The sequence below is a fragment of the Leifsonia sp. C5G2 genome (assembly GCF_013359685.1).
In the GTDB taxonomy this organism is placed as follows: Bacteria; Actinomycetota; Actinomycetes; order Actinomycetales; family Microbacteriaceae; genus Leifsonia.
This window is the reverse complement of sequence record NZ_JABFMV010000011.1, coordinates 74,520-95,152: the sequence shown is the minus strand read 5'-3', so window position 1 is coordinate 95,152 and position 20,633 is coordinate 74,520. Positions and strand designations below refer to the sequence as shown.

Here is a 20,633-nt window from a genome sequence, read left to right as displayed (position 1 = left end):
GACCGAGCGTACCGGTGAAGCCTTGGCGAACGCTCAGACGCGCTCGGTGAGAGCGAGCAGGATCGCCGGGACGGACTCGGAGAGCCGCTCGGGGAAGGTGCGCTCGTCGCCGGCGAGCACGGCCCGCGCCTCCCCGTTCGCGCACAGCTCGGCGATGACGCGCACGGCCTCCTCCGGCGCGATCGTGAACCGGCGCCGCGCGCTGGTGAGCGCCGCGACCACGGTCTGGGTGAGGTCGGCGAAGAACTCGTCCTGGTAGCGGAGGTAGTCGGCGGCGATGGTGTGGTCGCGCAGGGCGAGCAGCCGGAACTCCGCCTGCACCAGCCACCAGCGCGGGTCGTCGGACTGCAGCTCCAGGATGCGCGTGACCGTGCGCACGACGTCGTCGTCGCCGAGCTCGGCCCCCTGCTCGCCGACGAGCGGCCGCAGGAACTGGGCGACGCCGGTCTCGAGCTGCTCGAGCCGCATCTCCTTCTCGCGCTCCATCAGGGCGAAGAAGAGCTCCTCTTTGCTAGAGAAGTTGGAGTAGAACGCGCCGCGCGTGAAGCCCGCCCGCTCCACGATGGTCTCGACGCTGGCGGCGCGCACGCCCTGCTCGGCGAACACTTCGAACGCGGCGTCGAGCAGCCGTGCGCGGGTGCGACGGCGGCGGGCGGATTCGGCGGGCGCGTCGTCGCGCTCGTCAGCGTCGTGCCCGCTCTGCGGCTCGTCTCTGAGAGTCGTGGTGTCCAAGCTGAAACCTTCCTGAAACCGAGGTCCGATACAAGAGTGTATCCGATACGGTTCTGTACGGATACAACGGTGTATCGAAACCTCATCCGTCGTCTTCGCTACTCATACCGGGAGAACGCGTGTCCTCGCTGCTGTATTCGATCGGCCGCTGGGCCTACCGCGCCCGGAAGCTGGTCGTCATCGTCTGGATCGGCCTGCTCGCCCTCCTCGGCGGCGGCGCCCTGCTGTTCAACCAGGGCACCGACAACAGCTTCAGCATCCCCGGAACCGAGTCGCAGGAGGCGCTCGACACGCTCAGCCGCACGTTCCCGCAGATCAGCGGCACGACGGCGCAGATCGTCGTCGTCGCACCGGAGGGACAGGCCGTCGACAGCGCCGACGTGAAGCAGCCGGTGGAGGACGCGGTCGCTGCGATCAAAGACATCCCGGGCGTCTCCGGCACCACCTCCCCCTACTCGAACCAGGTCAAGGACCTCATCTCGAACGACCGCTCCGCCGCGATCGTGCAGGTGCAGCTGAAGGGCCAGACGACCACGGTCTCCACCGAGACCAAGGACGCCTTGAAGAAGGCGGGGGCCGACCTCGAGAAGCAGCTGCCGGAGGGCTCCAAGTCCGCCGTCGGCGGACAGCTGTTCTCGCAGAGCCTGCCGACGCTCTCGGCCATCGAGCTGATCGGCGTCGGAATCGCCCTCATCGTCCTCATCCTCACGTTCGGCTCGTTCCTGGCCGCCGGGATGCCGCTGCTCACGGCGATCCTCGGGGTCGCGATCTCGATGTGCCTGATCTTCATCGCGACGCTGTTCGGGTCCATCTCGTCGACGACGCCGATGCTCGCCCTCATGCTCGGCCTCGCCGTCGGCATCGACTACTCGCTGTTCATCATCTCCCGGCATCAGAGTCAGCTGAAGGCGGGGGTGCCGCCGGAGGAGTCCGCCGCACGCTCGGTGGCGACCGCGGGCTCGGCAGTGCTGTTCGCCGGCATCACCGTCATCATCGCGCTCGCCGGGCTCGCGGTCGCCGGGATCCCGTTCCTCACGACCATGGGCATCGCCGCGTCCGTCGCGGTCGGCGTCGCCGTGCTGGTCGCGCTGACCTTGACGCCGGCGATGCTCGGCTTCGCCGGAGCCCGCCTGACGCCGGGACGGCGGGCCGCGCGGAAGGCGGAGAAGGCCGCGAAGGCCGCGAAGGCCGACGGCTCCGACGCACCGGCGGCGGCGGCCACCGCACCCGCCGCGCACACCTTCGCCCACGCCGCAAAGGCCGACATCCCGCCCGGGTTCTTCCGCGGCTGGGTGCGGACCGTCATCCGCTTCCCCATCGTCACCGTCGTCGCCGTGATCGTGGCGCTCGGCATCGCCGCCCTCCCCGCGCTGCAGCTGCGCCTCGCGCTGCCCGACGCGGGTTCCCAGCCGCAGGGCGCGCCCGCCCGGGTCGCCTACGACCTCGTCTCCGAGCACTTCGGACCCGGCTACAACGGCCCGCTCATCGTCACCGGATCGATCATCTCCAGCACGGACCCGGTCGGCCTGATGACCAAGATCGGCGACGAGATCGCGCAGCTCCCCGGCGTCGCCTCCGTGCCGCTCGCGACGCCGAACCAGACGGCGGACACCGGGATCGTCCAGGTCGTCCCGACCACCGGACCGGACGACCAGAAGACGGCCGACCTCGTCTCCGAGATCCGCTCGAAGCACCAGCACTTCCTCGACGAGTACGGCGTCGACCTCAAGGTCACCGGCAACACGGCGGCGCAGATCGACGTCTCCTCGCGGCTGGGCGGCGCGCTGTTGCCGTTCGGGATCCTGGTGGTCGGCCTGTCGCTCATCCTGCTCACCATGGTCTTCCGCTCCATCGCGGTGCCGATCAAGGCCGCCCTCGGCTACCTGCTGTCGGTCGGTGCCGCGTTCGGTGCCGTGACGGTGGTGTTCGAGTGGGGCTGGCTGGCCGACGCCCTGCACGTCGACAAGACCGGGCCGATCATCTCGTTCATGCCGATCATCCTGATGGGCGTGCTGTTCGGCCTCGCCATGGACTACGAGGTGTTCCTCGTCAGCCGCATCCGCGAGGACTACGTGCACGGCGGCGACGCCCGCCGCGCCATCCAGAGCGGGTTCGTCGGGTCGGCCAAGGTCGTCACCGCCGCCGCGATCATCATGATCTCGGTGTTCGCGGCCTTCGTGCCGGAGGGCGACACCTCGATCAAGCCGATCGCCCTGGGCCTCGCGGTCGGCGTGTTCGTCGACGCGTTCCTCGTCCGGATGACGCTCGTGCCCGCCGTTCTGCAACTGCTCGGCGACAAGGCCTGGTGGATGCCGCGCTGGCTCGACCGCATCCTCCCGTCGTTCGACGTCGAGGGGGACGGCTTGCAGAAGGAGCTGGAGCTCGCGGATTGGCCCGAGGACGGCGAGGGCGTGATCGCGGCCGCCGACGGCCTGGGCGTCAGCACCCGCCGGCAGCGCCTCGTCGGCGACGTGTCGTTCCGGCTGCACGACGGCGAGGTGCTGGTCGTGCACGGAGACGACCGCACCGCCGCGCTCGCGCTGCTCATGGCGGTCACCGGCCGCACGAAGGTCGACGCCGGCACCGTGAAGGCGGCGGGCTTCGTCCTGCCGACCCGCGGCGCGGCGGTGCGGTCGAGGACAGCCATCGTGCGGCTGGGCTCCGCCGAGACGCCCGTCGACGACGTGCGGCACGCGCTCGCCGGCCGGCCGCAGCTCCTGGCACTCGACGCGGCGGACGCCGTGACCGACCCGGTCGAGCGCCGCCGCATCCACGCCGAGCTCACGGCGGCGCTCAGCCGCGCCCGCGTGGAGCAGCGGCCGTTCGCGCTCGTCGTCAGCTGCGTCGACCCCGCCGGCCTGGACGATCTGCTCCCGGATGCGGCCGAGCCGACCGAGGTCGACCTCGCCGCCGCTCCCCCGGCGGCGACCGCGCTCCCCGAACTCCCCGAACCCGACCGCGCCCAGCACGGCGCCCACCTCGAGAAGGCCGACGCCCGATGACCACCCCCACTTCCCCGCTCCGCCGCCCCGGCTCGCTCTTCTCACTGGAGCGGATGCGCTCGGACAAGCGCGTCACCTGGCTGACCATCGTCGGCATCCTGCTGGTGCCGATCGTCGTCGGCGGCCTGCTCGTGTGGGCGCTGTGGAACCCGACCGAGCGGCTCGGCGAGGTGAAGGCCGCCGTCGTGAACCTCGACCAGCCGGTGAAGCTCAACGGCCAGACCGTCCCGCTCGGGCGCCAGCTCAGCGCCGGACTGCTCGACAGCACGCACGACAACTTCACCTGGGTGCTGACCGATCAGAAGGACGCGTCGAAGGGGCTCGCGAGCGGCGAGTACGTGTCGGTCGTGACCATCCCGGAGAACTTCTCGAAGGCGGCCACCTCGACCGCGGGGGCGCCGTCGGACGCGACGCAGGCGACGATCGACGTGCGCACGAGCGCGGAGTCGAAGCTTGTCGACCCGGCGATCAGCCAGGCCGTCACGACGACGGCGACCTCGGTGCTCAACAAGCAGCTCACCTCGACCTACATCGAGAACGTCTACGTCGGCTTCAACACGCTCGGAGAACAGCTGGGGAAGGCCGCGACCGGCGCCGACCAGCTGGCGAGCGGTCTCACCCAGCTCGCGAGCGGCACGCACCAGCTCGCGGACGGCGCCGCGCCCCTCGCGAGCGGCGCCTCCTCGCTCGCGACCGGGGTGTCGCAGCTGTCGACCGGGGCGTCACGGCTGTCGGAGGGGGTGCAGCAACTGTCCGGCGGGGCATCGTCGCTGGCGTCGGGGTTGCAGCAGACCGCCGACGAGACGGCGGCGCTGCCCGGCGGTCTTCGCTCGCTGAGCGGGAATGCCGGCACCGCGGCGAGCGACGTCACGAGTGCGACGACGAAGATCGGTGCGGCCCTGTCCTCCTCGTGCACCCCGGCGGCGATCGCGACGAGCCCCGAGCTCGGCAGCCTGTGCCAGGCGGTGCAGGGGCAGATCCCGACGCTGAAGGACGGCATCACGAACGCGACGATCGCGCAAGTCGGCGTCGACACGGTCGCGGGCAAGACGGATCAGCTGGTGACCGGCCTCGGACAGGCGGCCGGCGCCGCCTCGCAACTCTCCAGCGGCGCCGCGCAGTCGGCATCGGGGGCGTCGGCCCTCGCCTCCGGCGCGTCGCAGTCCGCGGACGGCGCGCAGCAGCTGGCGACCGGTGCGCAGCAGCTGAGCGACGGGATCCCGGCGCTCGCCTCCGCCGCCGACCAGTCGGCCGCGGGCGCCGCCTCGCTGGCCACCGGACTCCACACGGCGGTCAAGCAGCTGCCGGCGTACGACAAGGGCGAGCGGACCAGCCTGGCCTCCGTCGCCGCCGAGCCCGTCACGCAGAAGACCTCGGGCGATCAGGCGTTCGGCACGTCCAGCATCCCGCTGTTCGCGTCCGTCGCCCTGTGGCTGGGGGCACTGGCGACCTTCCTGGTGCTCCAGGCGCTCTCGCGCCGGGCCCTGCTGACCTCCCGCGCCGCCGGACGGATCGCGCTCGACGGCTTCGTGCCCGCCGCGGCGCTCGGCGTGGTGCAGGGCGTCCTGGTCGCGGCCGTGATGACGCCGGCGCTCGGCCTCGATGTCGGCCACTGGTTCGGGTTCGCCGGGCTGGCCGCCGCGGCCGGGGTCGCGTTCGCCGCGGTCAACCACGGTCTCGCCGCGCTGTTCGGCGGGGTCGGGCGGTTCGTCTCGATGCTCGTCGTGGTGGTGACGCTCGCCTCCGGCATCGTGTCGACCGCGCCGACCTTCTTCGACGCGGCGCTGCCCTGGCTGCCCACCTCCCCCGCGATCACCGCCATGCAAGGCGCCGTCGAGGGCACGACGGACGCCTGGCGCGGCCTCGGCGGACTACTGCTGTGGGCGGCGTTCGGCTTCGCCCTGGCGCTGATCGCGGTGGCGCGGCGCCGCGTCATCAACGCCGCGCAGCTTCTCCCCGCCGAATAGCCGCATCGATGGGACGCGACACGCCGCAGACGCGACACCGTCTACGGCGTGTCGCGTCCCATGTATCCGTCGGTCAGCCCAGGTAGGCGAGGGCCAGCGTCGCCAGGACGACGGTGACCGGGGCGACGAGCAGGCCGAGGAGCACATAGCGGCTCCAGCGGATCTCGACGTCGAAGCTGGTCAGCCGCTGGTGCCAGAGCAGCGTCGCCAGCGACGCCCACGGCGTGATCAGCGGCCCGGCGTTCACGCCGATGAGCAGCGCCGCGAGCCGGACGGGGCTCTGGGCGACCGGCTCCAGCGCGAGGTAGGCGGGCAGGTTGTCGATCGCGTTCGCGCCGACGAGCCCGGTGAGCGACAGCCGGAGCAGCGCGAGCGGCGACTCGCCGGTCCCGGAGACGCTGGCCAGCAGCGTCCCGAGCCCGGCCGCGTGCAGCGCCTCGATGAACAGGAACAGGCCGGAGGCGAGCAGCACCAGCTGCCACGGCAGCAGCCCGAAGCGCACGACGCTGCGGCGACGGACCAGGAACAGCACGGCGAGCACGACGGCCGCGACGGTCGTCGGCAGCCACACCGGCAGGCCGGAGACGAGGAGCGGCACCAGCACGACCACGACCGCGCCGGACACCCAGAACAGCACGGGATCCTCGATGCCGTCCTCCTCCCCCGTCTCGTAGCGGACGAGCAGCGAGCGCCGGGCGATGACGAAGACGACGACCATCGGCACCACCATCGCCACGATCGCGGGGGCGAACATGAGTGCGGCGAAGGCGGCGGGTGACGGGTCGCCCATCGAGTGCTGGGCCAGCAGGTTCGTCAGGTTGGACACCGGGAGCAGCAGGGAGCCGGCGTTCGCCATCCACACGGTCGTCAGGGCGAACGGCAGCGGGTTCAGCCCGGCATGGCGAGCCAGCACGATGACCACGGGCGTGAGCAGCACGGCGGTGGTGTCGAGCGAGAGGAAGATCGTGCTGAGCGCTGCGACCAGCACCACCAGCAGCCAGAGCAGCCAGGCGCGGCCTCGGCCCCAGCGTGCGGTCTGCTGGGCCAGGACGGTGAAGACGCCGGCCTCGGCGGCGAGCTCGGTGACGACCGTGATCGCGATGACGAAGAGCAGGATGGGCCAGACCCGGTCCCACAGCTCGACCACCTCGGGGACGGGCAGCAGGCCGGTCGCGACGGCGACCCCTCCGAGGACGAGCAGCACGGCGCCCACGATCGCGGTGCGCATCCCACTCCTCCCGGTCCCGACTAAGGAAGCGTACGCTACGGGACGACACCGAAAGGAACGGGATGCGCAAGTACCTCTTCAACGGCGCCATCATCAGCGCGGTCATCGGCCTGTGGACCACGGTCCAGTCGTCGAAGAACGGCCCGCGGGACTGGCGGATCCCGCTCATGTGGATCAACGCCGGGATCTCGCTCGTCCTGGCCGTCGGGGCCGTGCTCGAGGAGTCGAAGGAGGCGTCCGAGCGCGATTAGCCCGCGTGGGCGCACGAAAGGGCCGCTGACCCGCGGATTTCCGCAACTTTCCCGGCGTGTCCAGCAGGAACACGCGGCGAACGTCCAGGACACTTGTATTCAGGTGAACCTGGAAGGGGTGCGCGATGTTTGGTCGTAGGCGGCACGTTGCCGTGGTTCCGGCGGCGCCGGTACCCCAGCTGACGGATGCGCAGATCCTTGAGCTCGTCCACGCCAAGGTCGCCGAGCTGATCGGAGAGGACGGCGAGTGGACGGTCGTTCGCCGCGCTCAGGACGACACCGACACGATCTTCCACTCGATCCTCGCGCAGTCCGTCTCGGTGGGCATCGCCGCGGCCATCGCGGAGGCACGTCGCCGCCTCGATGCCGGCGAGTCGCTCTCCGAGCCGCAGCACCTCGCCGCCACCGTCGCAGACGCGCCGACCGCGACCGCCGAGCAGCCCGCCGCGCACGTCGCCGCCGAGGCACCGGCCGCCGCGGTCGAAGCGAACGACGCCCCCGCTCCCGCTGTCGAGGCCGCCCCCGCCGCCGAGGCCGAGCCCGCCGCTTTCGGCTGGGAGCCCGCGCCGATCACCCAGTGGACCGACCTCCGCAAGCCCGTGACCGGCGAGTTCCCGCTGGTCTCGCACCGCTCCGCGGCCTGAGGCCCGAAGCGAGTCACCGCCGCAGCACCTCGGCAACACGACGCCGCTGGTCTCAGCCGCAGGTGTACGTCACGCCGCCGACCTCATGCACCCCGGGTCCGAGTTCCGCGCAGGTCGCCGCGATGCCGCCGAACAGGCCCGCGAACGCGAGGATGATCGCCACGACGCCGAGGACCGACAGGAACGTCGTCACCGACCCGACGACGATACCGGCGATCGCGAGGCCACGGCCCCCTTCGCCGCGGCGCTTGATCTGGCCGAGCGCGATGGCGCCGCAGACGATGCCCGCCAGGCCGACGACGAAGGAGGTCGCCAGCGCCACGATGGCGAGCACGTTGGTCTTCTGGGCCGGGGATGAGACCGGAGCCGGGGGTGCAGCTGAAGTGTTCATGGGCGCGTCCTTTCGTCGTGGCGAGCGATCTCCACTCAGGTAGAGACTGGCCCTCCACCGGATCGTGACGAAAGTCAGCCGAGCTGCTTCCAGTCCTCCGGCCCTTCCGATCCCGCCGGGTACTCCTGCAGCGGCACGCGGCCTTCGCGCCAGGCCTTCAGCACCGGCTCCACGATCCGCCAGCACTCCACGGCCGTGTCGGCGCGGACCGACAGCGACGGGTCGCCGTCGAGGATGCCCTCCAGCACCTCGCCGTAGGCCAGGAGCGCGCCCGGGCCGAAGTCCGCCGTGAGCGATGCGCGCTCCAGCTCGAACGGGTCGTCGCTGCCGTTGATGTTGATCTCGAACGACATCGAGTCCGGCGCGAACAGCAGCCGCAGCTTGGCCGGCTCCATCGTGCCCTTCAGTCCCGTCGGGATGTGCTGCGCGGGCGTGAAGGTGATGACCATCTCGCGCCGCCTGCCGCCGAGGGCCTTGCCCGATCGCAGCGTGAACGGCACGCCCTTCCAACGCCAGGTGTCGATCTGCAGCGTGAGCTCGGCGAGCGTCTCCGTCTCGCGCGACGGGTCGACGCCCTGCTCGTCGGCGTACGCGGGCAGCTTCTTGCCGTCGACCTCCCCCGCGGCGTAGCGCGCACGCCGGCTCGCCTTCTCCGGGTCGTCGCCCCACACCCGGGTCGCCCGCAGCACGATCTCCTTGGCGTCGCGGAGGTCGGCCTCCCCCAGGGTCGACGGCGGCTCCATCGCGAGCACCGCCATCACCTGCAGCAGATGGCTCTGGATCATGTCCATCAGCGCGCCGGCGCCGTCGTAGTAGCGGGCGCGGCCCTCCAGCGCCAGCGTCTCGTCGTAGATCACGTCGACGCGCTCGATGTGGAGGCCGTTCCACAGCGGCTCCAGGATGCTGTTGGCGAACCGCACACCGAGGATGTTGAACACGCTGGACCGGCCGAGGAAGTGGTCCACCCGGTGGATCCGGTCCTCGGGCACCAGCTTCGCCAGCGTCGCGTTCAGGCGGATGGCGCTCTCCCGGTCGGTGCCGAAGGGCTTCTCCAGCGCGAGCGTCAGACCCTCGGGCAGGTCGAACGTCCCGAGCGCCTCGCACGCCTTCGCGGCGACGGCCGGCGGCAGCGCGAAGTAGAGCGCGGGCACGCCGTCCGCGTCGGCGAGCAGGCCTTTCAGGTCGTCCGCGCTCGTGGCGTCCGCCTTCACGTAGCGGGTCTCCTTCAGCAGCTTGTCGACCGTCGGCCCCTTCGCGTCCACCGTCGAGAACGACGTCGCGACGATCTTCCGCCAGGCGTCGTCGTCGAGGTCGTCGCTGCTCGACCCGATCAGCGTGAAGGTGCGCTCGGGCTGGTCGGTGAGCAGCTGTCCGATGGCAGGGAGGAGGAGCCTCGACGTGAGATCGCCGGATGCTCCGAGAATCACCAGAGTGTCCACGGACTGCGTCATGTCGATCACAGTACGTCCATACTGGGAATATGTCGCTCCCTATCGAGGATTACGCCCTGATCAGTGACTGCTTCACCGGGGCCCTCGTCGGCAAGGACGGCAGCATCGACTGGCTGTGCCTTCCGCGCTACGACTCCCGCTCGATGTTCGGCTCCCTGCTCGGCACCGAGGACCACGGCCGCTGGCTGGTCGCGCCCGCGGACCCGTCCGCCACGAGCACCCGCCGGTACGAGAAGGACACCATGATCCTCGTCACCCGCTGGCGCACGGCCGACGGCGAGGTGGAGGTCACCGACCTCATGCCGATGGGCGACCACCGGGCGGACGTCATCCGGCGCGTGCGCGGCGTCCGCGGCACCGTGCGGATGCACCAGGACCTGCGCATCCGGTTCGGGTACGCCACGGCGATCCCGTGGGTGCGGCAGGAGAAGTCGGAGCGGCCGCATGCGCTCGTCGCCGTCGCCGGCCCGGACGCGATCGTCGTGCGCGGCGCCGAGCTGCACCCGGCCGACCACACGCACGAGGGCGACTTCACCGTTCGTGCGGGACAGACCGTCGACCTGACCCTCACCTGGTACCCGTCGCACCGCGAGCCGCCGGAGCACCTGGATGTGGAGGCCGCCCTGCAGCACACCCGCGAGTGGTGGACCGACTGGGCGAGCCGTGCGAGCCACCAGGGGCCCTACCGCGACGAGGTGGTGCGCTCGCTGCTCCTGCTGCGCGCCCTGTCTCACCTGGAGACCGGCGGCATCGTCGCCGCGGCCACGACCTCGCTGCCGGAGTCGTTCGGCGGCGAGCGCAACTGGGACTACCGCTACGTCTGGCTGCGGGACGCCTCCCTCACGATCGGCGTCCTCCTCGCCCACGGCTACATCGACTACGTCGACCACTGGCGCGACTGGCTGCTCCGTGCGATCGCGGGCGACCCGGGCGAGGTGCAGATCATGTACGGCCTGGCCGGCGAGCGGGATCTCTCCGAGCGGATCATCGACAGCCTGCCCGGCTACCAGGGCGCGAGCCCGGTGCGGCTCGGCAACGACGCATCCAACCAGTTCCAGGCCGATGTGATCGGCGAGGTCATGCTCGGCCTCGACCGCGGCCGCCGCGCCGGCGTCGCCGAGACCCGCTTCTCGTGGGCGCTGCAGCGCGCCCTGATGGGCTACCTGGAGCAGCACTGGCGCGACCCGGACCACGGGATCTGGGAGATCCGCGACAAGCCGCGACAGTTCACGCACTCCCGCGCGCTGGTGTGGGCCGCCTTCGACTGCGCCGTGCGCGCCGTCGAGGAGTACGGCCTCGACGGCCCGGCGGAGCGCTGGAAGCGCGAGCGGGACGCCATCCGCGCCGACATCGAGACGAACGGCTGGGACCAGCACCGCGGCACCTACGTGCAGCACTACGGCAGCACCGAGGTGGACGCCTCCCTGCTGCAGCTGGCGCAGGTGGGCTACGTCTCGCCCGACGACCCGCGGATGCTGGGCACCGTGCGGGCGCTCGAGGAGGATCTGCTCCGCGACGGCCTGCTGCTGCGCTACCGCACGGAGAGCGGGGTGGACGGCCTGCCGCCCGGCGAGCATCCCTTCCTCGCCTGCTCGTTCTGGCTCGCCGAGCAGTACGCCGCCTCCGGACGGCTGGAGGACGCGACCCGGCTGATGGACCGGCTGGTCGGGCTGGCCAACGACGTCGGCATGCTCTCCGAGGAATACGACGTCGACGGGCGGTCGCACGCCGGCAACACCCCGCAGGCGCTCACCCATCTGGCGCTGGTGCGCGCCGCGGACGCGATCGGGGGCGTCCCGCTGTGACCGGCACCTCGACGGCCGCAGGCACGCTCGAGGAGACCGGCACGGACGAGCTGCTGCAGCTCGGGTCGCCGTGGGTCACGATCGTGTGGAACGACCCGGTCAACCTGATGAGCTACGTCACCTACGTCTTCCAGACCTACTTCGGGTTCCCGCGGAAGGAGGCGGAGCGGCTGATGATGCTGGTGCACACCGAGGGCCGCGCGGTCGTCGCGACGGGCACGCGCGAGGAGATGGAGCGGCACGTGGAGGCCATGCACGACTACGGCCTCTGGGCGACGCTGACGAAGGCGGACGCGTGATCCCGTTCCGCCGCCGCAGGGACGGCCGCGTCTCGGCGCGCTTCGAGCCGGGCGAGGCGCAGTTGCTGCTGTCGCTCGCCGAGGAGGCCGTCGAGCTCGCCCGGGCTGCCGCCTCCCCGGAGAACGCGATCGCCGACCCCGCGCTCGGCCGGCTGCTGCCGGACGCCTACCCGGACGACCCGGAGGCGTCGGCCGAGTTCCGGCGGTTCACTGCGCCGGGGCTGGCCGATCGCAAGGAGGCCGCCGCGCTCACGGTGGTGGACACCCTGGCTGGCTCGGCCGGGAGTTCCCGGGTGGAGGTGGTGCTGGACGACGTGCAGGCGACCGCGTGGCTGCGGACGATCACGGACGTGCGCCTGGTGCTGGCGGCGCGGCTCGGGATCCGGCAGGACGGCGACGAGGGCGATGTCCACGACGAGGAGTCGGCGATGCAGCGGGCCGTCTACGACTGGCTCGCCGCGGTCCAGGAGTTCCTGGTGCTGGCGCTGCGGCCCCGCCGCTGATCAGACGGGGAAGCGGATGGCGGCCGCCGCCGGTCCTCCGCCCGGCACATCCTCCGCGCGGAGGGCGTAGACCTTCGCCTTGGAGGCCAGCGCGCGGCGAAGGATCTCGTCGACGACGCCGTAGTCGCCCGGCTCGTCCTCCGGCGCGAGCGTGATCGCGCCCGTCGTCTCGTCGACCGTCCCGGGCACCCGGCGATCGATGTCGATGATGAGCGACTCCACCGCGCCGAACGTGGCGGCGCGGGCGATGTCGCTCAGGTCGACCAGCGCCGTGCCCGCAGCGATCCGGCTCTCGTACGTCTCGCGCAACTCGGCGACCTTGCCCGCGTAGAGCCGGTCGAGCACGCCGCGGGCGGCCGTCGCGAGTTCCTCGTCGGTCTTGTCCTCCGGGTTGCCGGCGATGACCTCCGGCACGAGCCGCGGGTGCTCCCCCGCCCCGCGGAAGATGCCGATCAGCGGCTCGGCGGCGGCGAGGATGAGCGGCTCGGTCGAGTTCGCGAGCAGCGGGTGCAGGGCGCGCTCGATCGCCTGCACATACTCCAGGTACCGCACCTTCTGCCCCTCCGAGCCCTGGATGCGGCCGTCCGGCGACCGGCCGCTCACCGAGGCCAGCCCGACGGCGTCGGCGACGTCCTTCGGCATGCCCGGCACGTCGATCCGCTCCGGCGGCCGGTCGGGCGTCAGCTGCAGCAGCCGCACCGAGTTGCCGGCCAGCGCCAGGATGAGCGCGGTCTGCGGGAACGTCAGCGCCCGCAGCAGCGGCTTCACGTAGAAGCGGTCGGTGACCTCGCAGGACGTCCCGAGGCGGTTCGGCAGCCGGAACGTCTCGGCCAGCTCCCCGTCGAGGAACACCGCGAGGGACCGGGACTGGTAGCGCCAGAAGTCGCGGTCGTCGAGGATGCGCTCGCCTTCCGCGTGCGCGGCCTGGATGCGCGCCCGCGGAACCTCGAGGGCTTCGAGAGCGCGGACCGCCGAGGCGAGGTGGTTCTTGAGCTCGATCCTGGCCCGGTCGGCTTCCGGAGGCGTGGTGCCCGTCGGCAGGTAGATGCTCACGCATCCGGGCTGACGGAAGGCGGCGATGCGCTCCACGTCGGCTTTGGTGGGAACGTCCTTGTACTCCACGAGAGCTCCTCTCACCCGGCGATGGCGTGATCGCGTGCCGCCCAGTCTTGTCTGACCGCGGGGGCTCCACAAGACCGGCGTCGACTTACTCCAAGATCGGTGTGGCGTCGCTGGAGCGCGACGTGTCGAAATAGGGGTGGGACGTTCGTATAGACGGTGAGAGCGCCCCTTCCCACCGACCCGGGCGCTCGGGAAGGATCACCATCATGACCCAGTATCTCCTCAGCGTCATCGAGCCCGACGGCCCGATGCCCGCGCCCGACGTGATGGCGCGGATCGACCGCGACGTCACCGCCGTGGACTCCGACATGCGCACCTCCGGCGTGTGGGTGTTCTCGAACGGGCTGCTGCCGCCGTCCTCCGCGACCGTCCTGCGCCCCGGCGACGGCGAGGTGCTCGTCACCGACGGCCCGTTCGCGGAGGGCAAGGAGCACCTCGGCGGGTTCTCGATCGTCGACGTGCCCGACCTGGATGCGGCGCTCGAGTGGGGCCGCCGCCTCGCCCTGGCGACCACCCTCCCCATCGAGGTGCGGCCCTTCCGCGGCTGAACCCCGATGGAAGACGATGCCCGCATCGAGCGGATCTTCCGCCATGAATACGGCCGCGCCGTCTCCGTGCTGTACCGCGTCCTCGGCGATCTCGACCGCGCCGAGGACGCGGTGCAGGAGGCGTTCGCGGTCGCCGTCGAGCGCTGGCCGCGCGACGGCATCCCGCCTGCGCCCGCCGGATGGATCATCACCACCGCCCGGCGGCGGGCGATCGACCGGCTGCGCCGGGAGGGGGTCGGACGGTCACGGGAGGCCGAGGCCGTGCAGCTCGCCGCGTTGTCCGAACCGGACTCCGCGCCCGACGACATCCCCGACGACCGGCTGCGGCTGATCTTCACCTGCTGCCACCCCTCCCTGTCGCCGGAGGCGCGCGTCGCCCTCACCCTGCGGCTGCTGGGCGGCCTGAGCACGGCCGAGATCGCGCGGGCGTTCCTCGTGCCCGAGGCCACGATGGGGCAGCGCCTGTCGCGGGCGAAGGCCAAGATCCGGGATGCGCGCATCCCGTACCGAATCCCGTCCTCCGCCGACCTTGCGCAGCGGCTCCGGTCGGTGCTGTCGGTGCTGTACCTCATCTTCAGCGAGGGCTACGCGGCGAGCGCCGGCGACCGGCTGGTGCGCGAGGAGCTGTGCGACGAGGCGGTCCGGCTCGCACGCGTGCTGCGGTCGCTGCTGCCCGACGAGGAGGAGGTGCAGGGGCTGCTCGCCCTGCTGCTGCTCGTGGATGCGCGGCGCGCGGCGCGGGTCGACGCCGCAGGACTGATGGTCCCGCTGCCGGAGCAGGACCGCTCCCTCTGGAACGCGGCGCTGATCGCCGAGGGGCACGACATCGTGCGGGAGTGCCTGCGCCGCGGCCGCCCCGGCCCGTACCAGCTGCAGGCGGCCATCCAGGCGGTGCACGACGACGCGCCGTCGGCCGGCGCGACCGACTGGCGGCAGATCGTGCTGCTGTACGACCAGCTGCTGCGCGTCGCTTCCACACCGGTCGTCGCCCTCAATCGCGCGGTCGCGGTCGCCGAAGTGGAGGGTCCGGTCGCCGCGCTGGACGCGGTCGAACCGCTGCGCGAGCGGCTGGCGAGCTTCTACCTGCTGCACGGCATCCGCGCCGGACTGCTCGCCCGCGCCGGTCGGCTCGAGGAGGCGGCCGACGAGTACGAGGCCGCCGCCGCCCTCTGCACCGGCGAGGCGGAGCGCGCCTTCCTCCTGGGTCGCCGCGCGGCGCTCACCGGCTGAGCCTCCGCCCCTTCCCCCGGTGTCCGGTCAGGCGCAGAGTGGGGTCATGGACATCGCCTTCCTCGGACTCGGCCGTATGGGCCGCGAACTCGTGCCGCACCTGATCGACGCCGGCCATCGCGTGACCGCCTGGAACCGCTCCCCGGGACCTGCGGAGACCATCGGCCGCCGCGGTGCGCGCATCGCATCGTCGGCCGCCGACGCCGTGGAAGGCGCCGAGGTCGTCGTCACCGTGCTGTTCGGCCCGGACGCCGTCCGCGAGACCGTGCTCGACCCGTCGCTGCCGATCCCCTCCGGCGCGCTGTGGATCGATGTCACCACGGTCGCCCCGTCCGACGCCGGCGACTTCGCGGGGTGGGCCGAGCGGGCGGGAGTGCGCTACGTCCACTCGCCCGTCGTCGGGTCGCTCGCGCCGGCCCGGGCCGGCGGCCTGGCCGTGCTCATCGGCGGCGAGCACGACGCCGCCCGCGAGGCCCGGTCGGTGGTCAGCCTGTGGGCCGACCCCGACAAGATCCGCACGTTCGACTCCCCGGCGAAGGCCGCATCGGCCAAGCTCGTCGCGAACCTCGCGCTCGCGATCTCGATGGAGGCGCTGAGCGAGACGCTGCGGCTGGGCACGGCGGGAGGCCTGTCGACCGACGAGGTGCTGTCGCTGCTGCCCCTCACCACGATCGCCCCGATCGCCTCGATGAAGGGCCTGGTCGTGGCCTCCGGCGACTTCGGCGACACGCAGTTCTCCGCCGCCCTGCTCGCCAAGGACCTGCGCCTCATGCTGGCGACCGCCGACACCCCGCTTCCCGCCGCCGCCCTCGTGGCCGCCGAACTGCAGCGCGCCGTGGACGCCGGCCACGGCGAGGAGGACTTCTCGATCATCGCCCGAGACCGCTGACCCGTCCGCTCGCCAATAGTTCCTGAGTTGATCGGGCGACACGACGAGTAGAGGCGGAAGAACTCAGGAGCTGTCGGTTGGTCGGTCGGGACCTCAGTTGGCGGGCATCGGCGCCCCGATCGGCGAGCACTGCGTGTCGAGCGCGGCCAGGTCGCGATTGACCTTCTGGACCTCCGGCTGCGCAGCCGTCGCCCCCTCGACGAAGCTCGACAGCGCACTGGCCAGTGAGCTCCATGACGGGTCCGCCTTCACTGCTCGCTGGGCCGCCTCGGTCGCCGGTGCCAGCGCCGCCGGGTCCGCGGGCACGCCGATGGAGCCGCTCGCCAGCCCGGTGCTCACGATCTGACAGGCCTGGCGAGCGTCGCTCTCTCCGGCCCGCGGCGCCGACGACGAACCGGCGGACGGTTGCGACGGCGTTCGCGCCGGCGTCGGCGAGGATGCGCCTCCGCCACCGGTCGACTTCTGCGTGGTACCCGCCGGTGACGACGTCCGAAGCGGCGGAGGCGCTCCGACGCACCCCGTCAGCACCGCGCTCAGGGCCACGACGAGCGCCGTGGAAAGCACCTTCTCTCGCATGAGATCCCCCCTCATGTCGACTCTTCCGATTCGAGTCGTCTTCTGGCATTCTTTGCCCAACGCTACAGAAGCGCAAACTTTCAGGGGGGAAATTGCGTAGATTCTTTGCGGCCGTCGCTGCGGCCCTTCTCATCGTCACGGGACTGACCGTCGGCGCGGCGCCGGCGAGCGCCGCCACCTGCGGCGATGCCGCCTGCGCGGGCATCCCGACCAGCAAGCAGGCCGTCGCCGCGCAGCTGGTCAACGCCCACAGCGCCGGCTCGCTCGTCATCCCGGCGGCATACCCGGGCATCTTCCCGAACGAGATCGCCGCGATCGCCAACAACACCGTCACGCCGACGTGCGACGTCGACATCCGCGCCCTCCAGACCATCCTGATCGTAATCAAGAAGTTCGGGTCGGCCACGATCACCGACCTCAACCGGGACTGCTCGGGCGGCACCGATGCCACCTGCCCCGGAAGCCCGGTGCACTGCGTCGAAGGCAACGGCGGAGTGCCGACCAGCGCGATCGACTTCGGATCCATCGGCGGCCTCGGGGGGCCGAGTGCGTCGTCGGCGTCGGCGCTCTTCTCCTTCATCGCCACCTTCGTCCCGCAGGTCACGAGCGGCGCGTGGACGGAAGCGCTCTGCGGTGAAGCGGCCGTTTCGCCGTACATGCACCAGTTCTTCGTCTCGGGCGCCGGCTGCGACCACCACCACATCGACTACCGCGGCACGCCGTCGCCCCTGAACCTTCCCGCCCCGAACTCCGCCCCGACGGGCAACTACGAGGGCATCTCGAGCCCGTCCGCGAACAGCATCGTCGCCTCCGGATGGGCGGCGGACTTCGACACTCCCGCTCAGTCGGTCAACGTGGCGGCCTCCCTCGACGGGGTGCGCGTCTCCGTGACGCCGGCGAACCTTTACCGCAGCGATGTGAAGCGGATCTACCCGCAGCTCAGTGGGAACAACGGCTTCGCCGTCACCCTCGCGGCAAGTCCGGGCAGCCACACCGTGGCGATCTCCGCCATCGACACCTCCACCGGTGCCGAGCAGCCGCTCGGGTCGCGAACCGTGACCGTGACCGGCTCTGCACCCACCGCGACACGGGTCGAGGGCTCGGACAGGTACGAGACCGCCGCGGCCATCTCGCGCAGCGCCTTCCCGGGCACCGCACCGGCCGTCTACATCGCCAGCGGGCAGAGCGCGGTCGACGTCATCTCCGCGAGCTCGGCGGCGGCGAAGGCCGGCGGCCCGCTGCTCCTGAACGACGGCACGGGCCTCCAGCCCGCGACGCAGACGGAGCTGCAGCGTCTGAGCCCGTCGCGCGTCTACTTCGTCGGCGGCGCGTCGACGATGCCCGACTCTGTGATCGCCGCTGCGCAGGCCCTTGTTCCCGGCGCGACCGTCACCCGGCTCGGCGGCACCGACAGGTTCGAGACGTCGCGCAACGTGATCCGTTCGGCCTTCACGAGCACGCCCGTGCTCTTCGTGGTCGATTCGAACGCGTGGACCGATGGCCTCCCGGCGGGCAACATGGCGGCGTTCAACGGCGAGCCGGTGCTCATCGTGAACGGCCCGAGCGGAACCATCGACGCCGCCACGACGACGCTGATCCGTGATCTCGCGCCGGGCGCCATCCGTGTCGTCGGCGGCCCGGCCGGGGTGAGCGACGCGACCCTCGCGGCGCTGGGCCAGCTGGTGTCGAACACCCTCCGTGTCAGCGGGTCCGACCGGTTCACCACGGCCGTCGAGGCTGCCCGGCGCACGTACGGGTCGACGGGCAAGACCACTGCCTACATCGTCTCCGGCGTCAACTACGCGGACGGCATGAGCGCGGCGCTGCTCTCGGGCAAGAATGCTGCTCCGCTGTTCCTGTCCCGGGCCGACTGCGTCGATCAGAGCACGCTCCAGGCGATCTACGGGTACGGGGTTCAGAACCTCGTCCTGATCGGGGGCACCGCGACGCTGACGGCGTCCGTGGCGGCTCTCAAGCCCTGCGGGGTATAGCACCCACCGCACCGGCCACGCCGCCAGCCGCCGCCGGAGATCCGGGCGACTTTCCGCCCGGATCTCCGACGGCTGTCTGCCCGGACGGAGATTCAACCGTTCGACTCCTCAGCTGGGCGGCGTCGAATCCTGCACCTGGCGCAGCTTCATGCGCCGTGGGATGTTCCGGGTCGCGATGATCGCGTGAACGTCCGGAACCCTGCTCGCTGTCGCAGGATCAGCCGAGCGGAGATTCTTGAGCGCCTCGCCGAGGATCTCGAGTTGGCGCTCCACGGCCGCTTGAAGCACCCAATCGGCGAGATAACTCTCGCGCTCGCGACCTTCGGCGACGGACGCAGCCTTCATCGCGGCCTCGCGCGCATCCCAGAGGAAGGCCGGCGACTCACGCAGCATAGACGTCCTCGGCACTGCCGAACGCCGACCGCGCGAAGTACGGATTGCGGACCGCCCCGGCATCGACCAGGTCCACGCCTCGACCGACGATCCGCTCCAGCTCCTGCTTCAGTTCGAAGTAGTCGTGGAAGAGCGCCCCGCGTCCGGGCAAGAAGTCGACGAGGAAGTCGACATCGCTCGTCGCGCGATCGAAGTCATCGCCGAGCACCGAACCGAATATGCGGAGCCGTTCGACTCCGTACGCTTCGCACGCACGCGCGATCGCCTCGAGGTCGACGGGCACCGCGGTGATCATGGCGAGATCATCCCACGCGGGCCGCGTCGCCAGGGCGCACGCCAGAAAGTACTGAGCAAGTGCTGGCTCATGCGGCGCGCTCGCCACGGCCACGGCGAGGAGGACTTCTCGGTGATCGCGCGCGACCGCTGACGGCTCGCTCACGCTCGGGAGTCGGTCGCCTCCGCGATGCGTCCGTCCACCGCCGACTCGCCGTTCGCACGGCGACCGCCCAGCCACGCGGGCACCGAGATGTTCTTCAATCGGAGGGCGCGCGACTCGACGAGGTACCACGACGCCGCCGCGAATCCGGTGGTCGCGACCAGCCCGATCGCCGCATACAGGGGGAACCCCAGCGCAGCGAGCCCGTAGAAGGAACAGAGCTGCTGCACGGGCCAGCTGTAGATGTAGAGCCCGTAGGAGAAGTCGCGCTTGACGCCGATCCGTGTGAACGGGGACGGCAACCGGGCACCGGCCCAGACCACCACGTAGAGGTACGCCGGTAGGCCGATCGGACGGAACCCGACCGTCACATAGGTGACCACCGCCACGATGAGGCAGATCCCGAACAACCACCAGGAGAGGCGCGGCGCGAGCAGCACATCCCGCCAGAGGTAGATCACGGAGCCGAGCAGGAAGCAGACGGTCAGGGTGGCCTGGCGCGTGTCCGACGCGCCGAGCACCGCGGACAACGCGATCTGCTGCCAGACCCACGCGGCAATCAGGAGGACAGAGACGACGCGACGGTTGAGCACCTTCATGGCTGCGAGCGCCATGACGATGAGGTAGCAGGCGAACTCATACGGAAGCGTGTAGATCGAGCCGTCCCAGAGGGTGGGGTACGGGTTGGAGGCAAGAGTGTCGCCGATCTGCTGCTGGTTGTTCGCCAAGAGGAAGTTGTTCAAAACGAAGCCCCACGGTGACGGCTGGGCGGTCGGGTACTCGGTCAGTCCGTGGGAATGACGCCACACGACGGGTGCGAACACCAGTGCGATCACGACCAGGCACACCCAGTAGGCGGGCATGATCCGGACCAGCCGATGCCACAGGTATCGCCCGACCGAGTGACGCTCTGCGCTGCGCGTGATCAGGAAGCCCGAGAGCGCGAAGAACCCCTGCACTGCGAGGAACCCGAGGTGGTTGTTCTGCCGGGCCAACGCGTAGCCGTAGCCACCGAGCGGGACGGCGTGCGTCACGATCACCGCTGCAGCGAGGAAGAGGCGTAAAAACCCCATGCTGTTGCGCCGGGGGTCGAAGATACTCATGGGGGATGATGCTGCCATGGCAGCGACAGCGCCGGAGGCCAGGTGGCCGCAATCACCTGCGGACAAGCGAAA

Annotated in this window: 20 protein-coding genes; 11 read left to right on the top strand and 9 right to left on the bottom strand. The window is 71.1% G+C overall.

The window, feature by feature from the left end:
- Window positions 1–33 precede the first annotated feature (33 nt).
- Window positions 34–732 carry a TetR family transcriptional regulator gene (locus tag HNO83_RS14625; protein ID WP_175338254.1) on the bottom strand — a complete coding sequence of 233 codons (699 nt, stop codon included), beginning with the start codon at window positions 730–732 and terminating at the stop codon, window positions 34–36.
- 119 nt (window positions 733–851) lie between these two features.
- Here HNO83_RS14625 and HNO83_RS14620 point away from each other — a divergent pair, with 119 nt between their 5' ends.
- Both HNO83_RS14620 and HNO83_RS14615 read left to right on the top strand, forming a co-directional pair.
- Window positions 852–3,734, top strand: coding sequence for an MMPL family transporter (locus tag HNO83_RS14620; protein ID WP_175338253.1), 2,883 nt, complete (start codon window positions 852–854; stop codon window positions 3,732–3,734).
- Window positions 3,731–5,701, top strand: a complete 1,971-nt coding sequence (locus HNO83_RS14615; protein ID WP_175338252.1) for a YhgE/Pip domain-containing protein — start codon at window positions 3,731–3,733, stop codon at window positions 5,699–5,701. The genes HNO83_RS14620 and HNO83_RS14615 overlap by 4 nt, the downstream gene beginning before the upstream one ends.
- A 73-nt stretch (window positions 5,702–5,774) precedes the next feature.
- Here HNO83_RS14615 and HNO83_RS14610 read toward each other — a convergent pair whose 3' ends face one another.
- Window positions 5,775–6,929: an SLC13 family permease gene (locus HNO83_RS14610; protein WP_175338251.1), complete on the bottom strand. Its 1,155-nt coding sequence runs from the start codon at window positions 6,927–6,929 to the stop codon at window positions 5,775–5,777.
- A gap of 62 nt (window positions 6,930–6,991) precedes the next feature.
- Between HNO83_RS14610 and HNO83_RS14605 the strand changes: the two genes are divergently transcribed.
- Both HNO83_RS14605 and HNO83_RS14600 read left to right on the top strand, forming a co-directional pair.
- Window positions 6,992–7,180 carry a hypothetical protein gene (locus HNO83_RS14605; protein ID WP_249776747.1) on the top strand — a complete coding sequence of 63 codons (189 nt, stop codon included), beginning with the start codon at window positions 6,992–6,994 and terminating at the stop codon, window positions 7,178–7,180.
- A gap of 152 nt (window positions 7,181–7,332) precedes the next feature.
- Window positions 7,333–7,824, top strand: coding sequence for a hypothetical protein (locus tag HNO83_RS14600; protein WP_349627220.1), 492 nt, complete (start codon window positions 7,333–7,335; stop codon window positions 7,822–7,824).
- A 52-nt stretch (window positions 7,825–7,876) separates the two neighbouring features.
- On the opposite strand, the gene HNO83_RS14595 is transcribed toward HNO83_RS14600, so the two are convergent.
- Both HNO83_RS14595 and HNO83_RS14590 read right to left on the bottom strand, forming a co-directional pair.
- On the bottom strand, window positions 7,877–8,215 hold the full coding sequence (locus HNO83_RS14595; RefSeq protein WP_175338249.1) for a DUF4190 domain-containing protein: 339 nt from the start codon (window positions 8,213–8,215) through the stop codon (window positions 7,877–7,879).
- Window positions 8,216–8,289: 74 nt separating this feature from the next.
- Window positions 8,290–9,666: a glucose-6-phosphate dehydrogenase gene (locus tag HNO83_RS14590; RefSeq protein ID WP_175338310.1), complete on the bottom strand. Its 1,377-nt coding sequence runs from the start codon at window positions 9,664–9,666 to the stop codon at window positions 8,290–8,292.
- 29 nt (window positions 9,667–9,695) lie between these two features.
- On the opposite strand from HNO83_RS14590, the gene HNO83_RS14585 reads away from it, so the two are divergent.
- From HNO83_RS14585 to HNO83_RS14575, 3 genes are read left to right on the top strand one after another with little or no spacing between them, the layout of a single operon-like run.
- Window positions 9,696–11,471 (top strand): glycoside hydrolase family 15 protein, encoded by a 1,776-nt coding sequence (locus HNO83_RS14585; RefSeq protein ID WP_175338248.1) that lies wholly within the window; start codon window positions 9,696–9,698, stop codon window positions 11,469–11,471.
- Window positions 11,468–11,770: an ATP-dependent Clp protease adapter ClpS gene (clpS, locus tag HNO83_RS14580; RefSeq protein ID WP_175338247.1), complete on the top strand. Its 303-nt coding sequence runs from the start codon at window positions 11,468–11,470 to the stop codon at window positions 11,768–11,770. The genes HNO83_RS14585 and clpS overlap by 4 nt, the downstream gene beginning before the upstream one ends.
- Window positions 11,767–12,273 (top strand): DUF2017 domain-containing protein, encoded by a 507-nt coding sequence (locus HNO83_RS14575; protein WP_175338246.1) that lies wholly within the window; start codon window positions 11,767–11,769, stop codon window positions 12,271–12,273. Before clpS ends, HNO83_RS14575 begins: the two co-directional genes overlap by 4 nt.
- Here the strand turns inward: HNO83_RS14575 and HNO83_RS14570 are convergent, their stop codons facing one another.
- Window positions 12,274–13,395 carry a baeRF11 domain-containing protein gene (locus tag HNO83_RS14570; RefSeq protein WP_175338245.1) on the bottom strand — a complete coding sequence of 374 codons (1,122 nt, stop codon included), beginning with the start codon at window positions 13,393–13,395 and terminating at the stop codon, window positions 12,274–12,276.
- Between the two features lie 206 nt (window positions 13,396–13,601).
- Between HNO83_RS14570 and HNO83_RS14565 the strand changes: the two genes are divergently transcribed.
- From HNO83_RS14565 to HNO83_RS14555, 3 genes are read left to right on the top strand one after another with little or no spacing between them, the layout of a single operon-like run.
- On the top strand, window positions 13,602–13,943 hold the full coding sequence (locus tag HNO83_RS14565; protein WP_175338244.1) for a YciI family protein: 342 nt from the start codon (window positions 13,602–13,604) through the stop codon (window positions 13,941–13,943).
- Window positions 13,944–13,949: 6 nt separating this feature from the next.
- Window positions 13,950–15,173 (top strand): RNA polymerase sigma factor, encoded by a 1,224-nt coding sequence (locus HNO83_RS14560; RefSeq protein WP_175338243.1) that lies wholly within the window; start codon window positions 13,950–13,952, stop codon window positions 15,171–15,173.
- 46 nt (window positions 15,174–15,219) lie between these two features.
- Window positions 15,220–16,062, top strand: coding sequence for an NAD(P)-dependent oxidoreductase (locus HNO83_RS14555; protein WP_175338242.1), 843 nt, complete (start codon window positions 15,220–15,222; stop codon window positions 16,060–16,062).
- Window positions 16,063–16,155: 93 nt separating this feature from the next.
- On the opposite strand, the gene HNO83_RS14550 is transcribed toward HNO83_RS14555, so the two are convergent.
- Window positions 16,156–16,638, bottom strand: coding sequence for a hypothetical protein (locus HNO83_RS14550; protein ID WP_175338241.1), 483 nt, complete (start codon window positions 16,636–16,638; stop codon window positions 16,156–16,158).
- Between the two features lie 92 nt (window positions 16,639–16,730).
- Here HNO83_RS14550 and HNO83_RS14545 point away from each other — a divergent pair, with 92 nt between their 5' ends.
- Window positions 16,731–18,629, top strand: a complete 1,899-nt coding sequence (locus tag HNO83_RS14545) for a cell wall-binding repeat-containing protein (protein WP_175338240.1) — start codon at window positions 16,731–16,733, stop codon at window positions 18,627–18,629.
- 108 nt (window positions 18,630–18,737) lie between these two features.
- Here the strand turns inward: HNO83_RS14545 and HNO83_RS14540 are convergent, their stop codons facing one another.
- From HNO83_RS14540 to HNO83_RS14530, 3 genes are read right to left on the bottom strand one after another with little or no spacing between them, the layout of a single operon-like run.
- Window positions 18,738–19,022 (bottom strand): HepT-like ribonuclease domain-containing protein, encoded by a 285-nt coding sequence (locus HNO83_RS14540; RefSeq protein ID WP_175338239.1) that lies wholly within the window; start codon window positions 19,020–19,022, stop codon window positions 18,738–18,740.
- Window positions 19,012–19,461, bottom strand: a complete 450-nt coding sequence (locus HNO83_RS14535) for a nucleotidyltransferase family protein (protein WP_217499076.1) — start codon at window positions 19,459–19,461, stop codon at window positions 19,012–19,014. The genes HNO83_RS14540 and HNO83_RS14535 overlap by 11 nt, the downstream gene beginning before the upstream one ends.
- Window positions 19,458–20,561, bottom strand: coding sequence for an acyltransferase family protein (locus tag HNO83_RS14530; protein WP_175338238.1), 1,104 nt, complete (start codon window positions 20,559–20,561; stop codon window positions 19,458–19,460). Before HNO83_RS14530 ends, HNO83_RS14535 begins: the two co-directional genes overlap by 4 nt.
- Window positions 20,562–20,633: the final 72 nt, after the last annotated feature.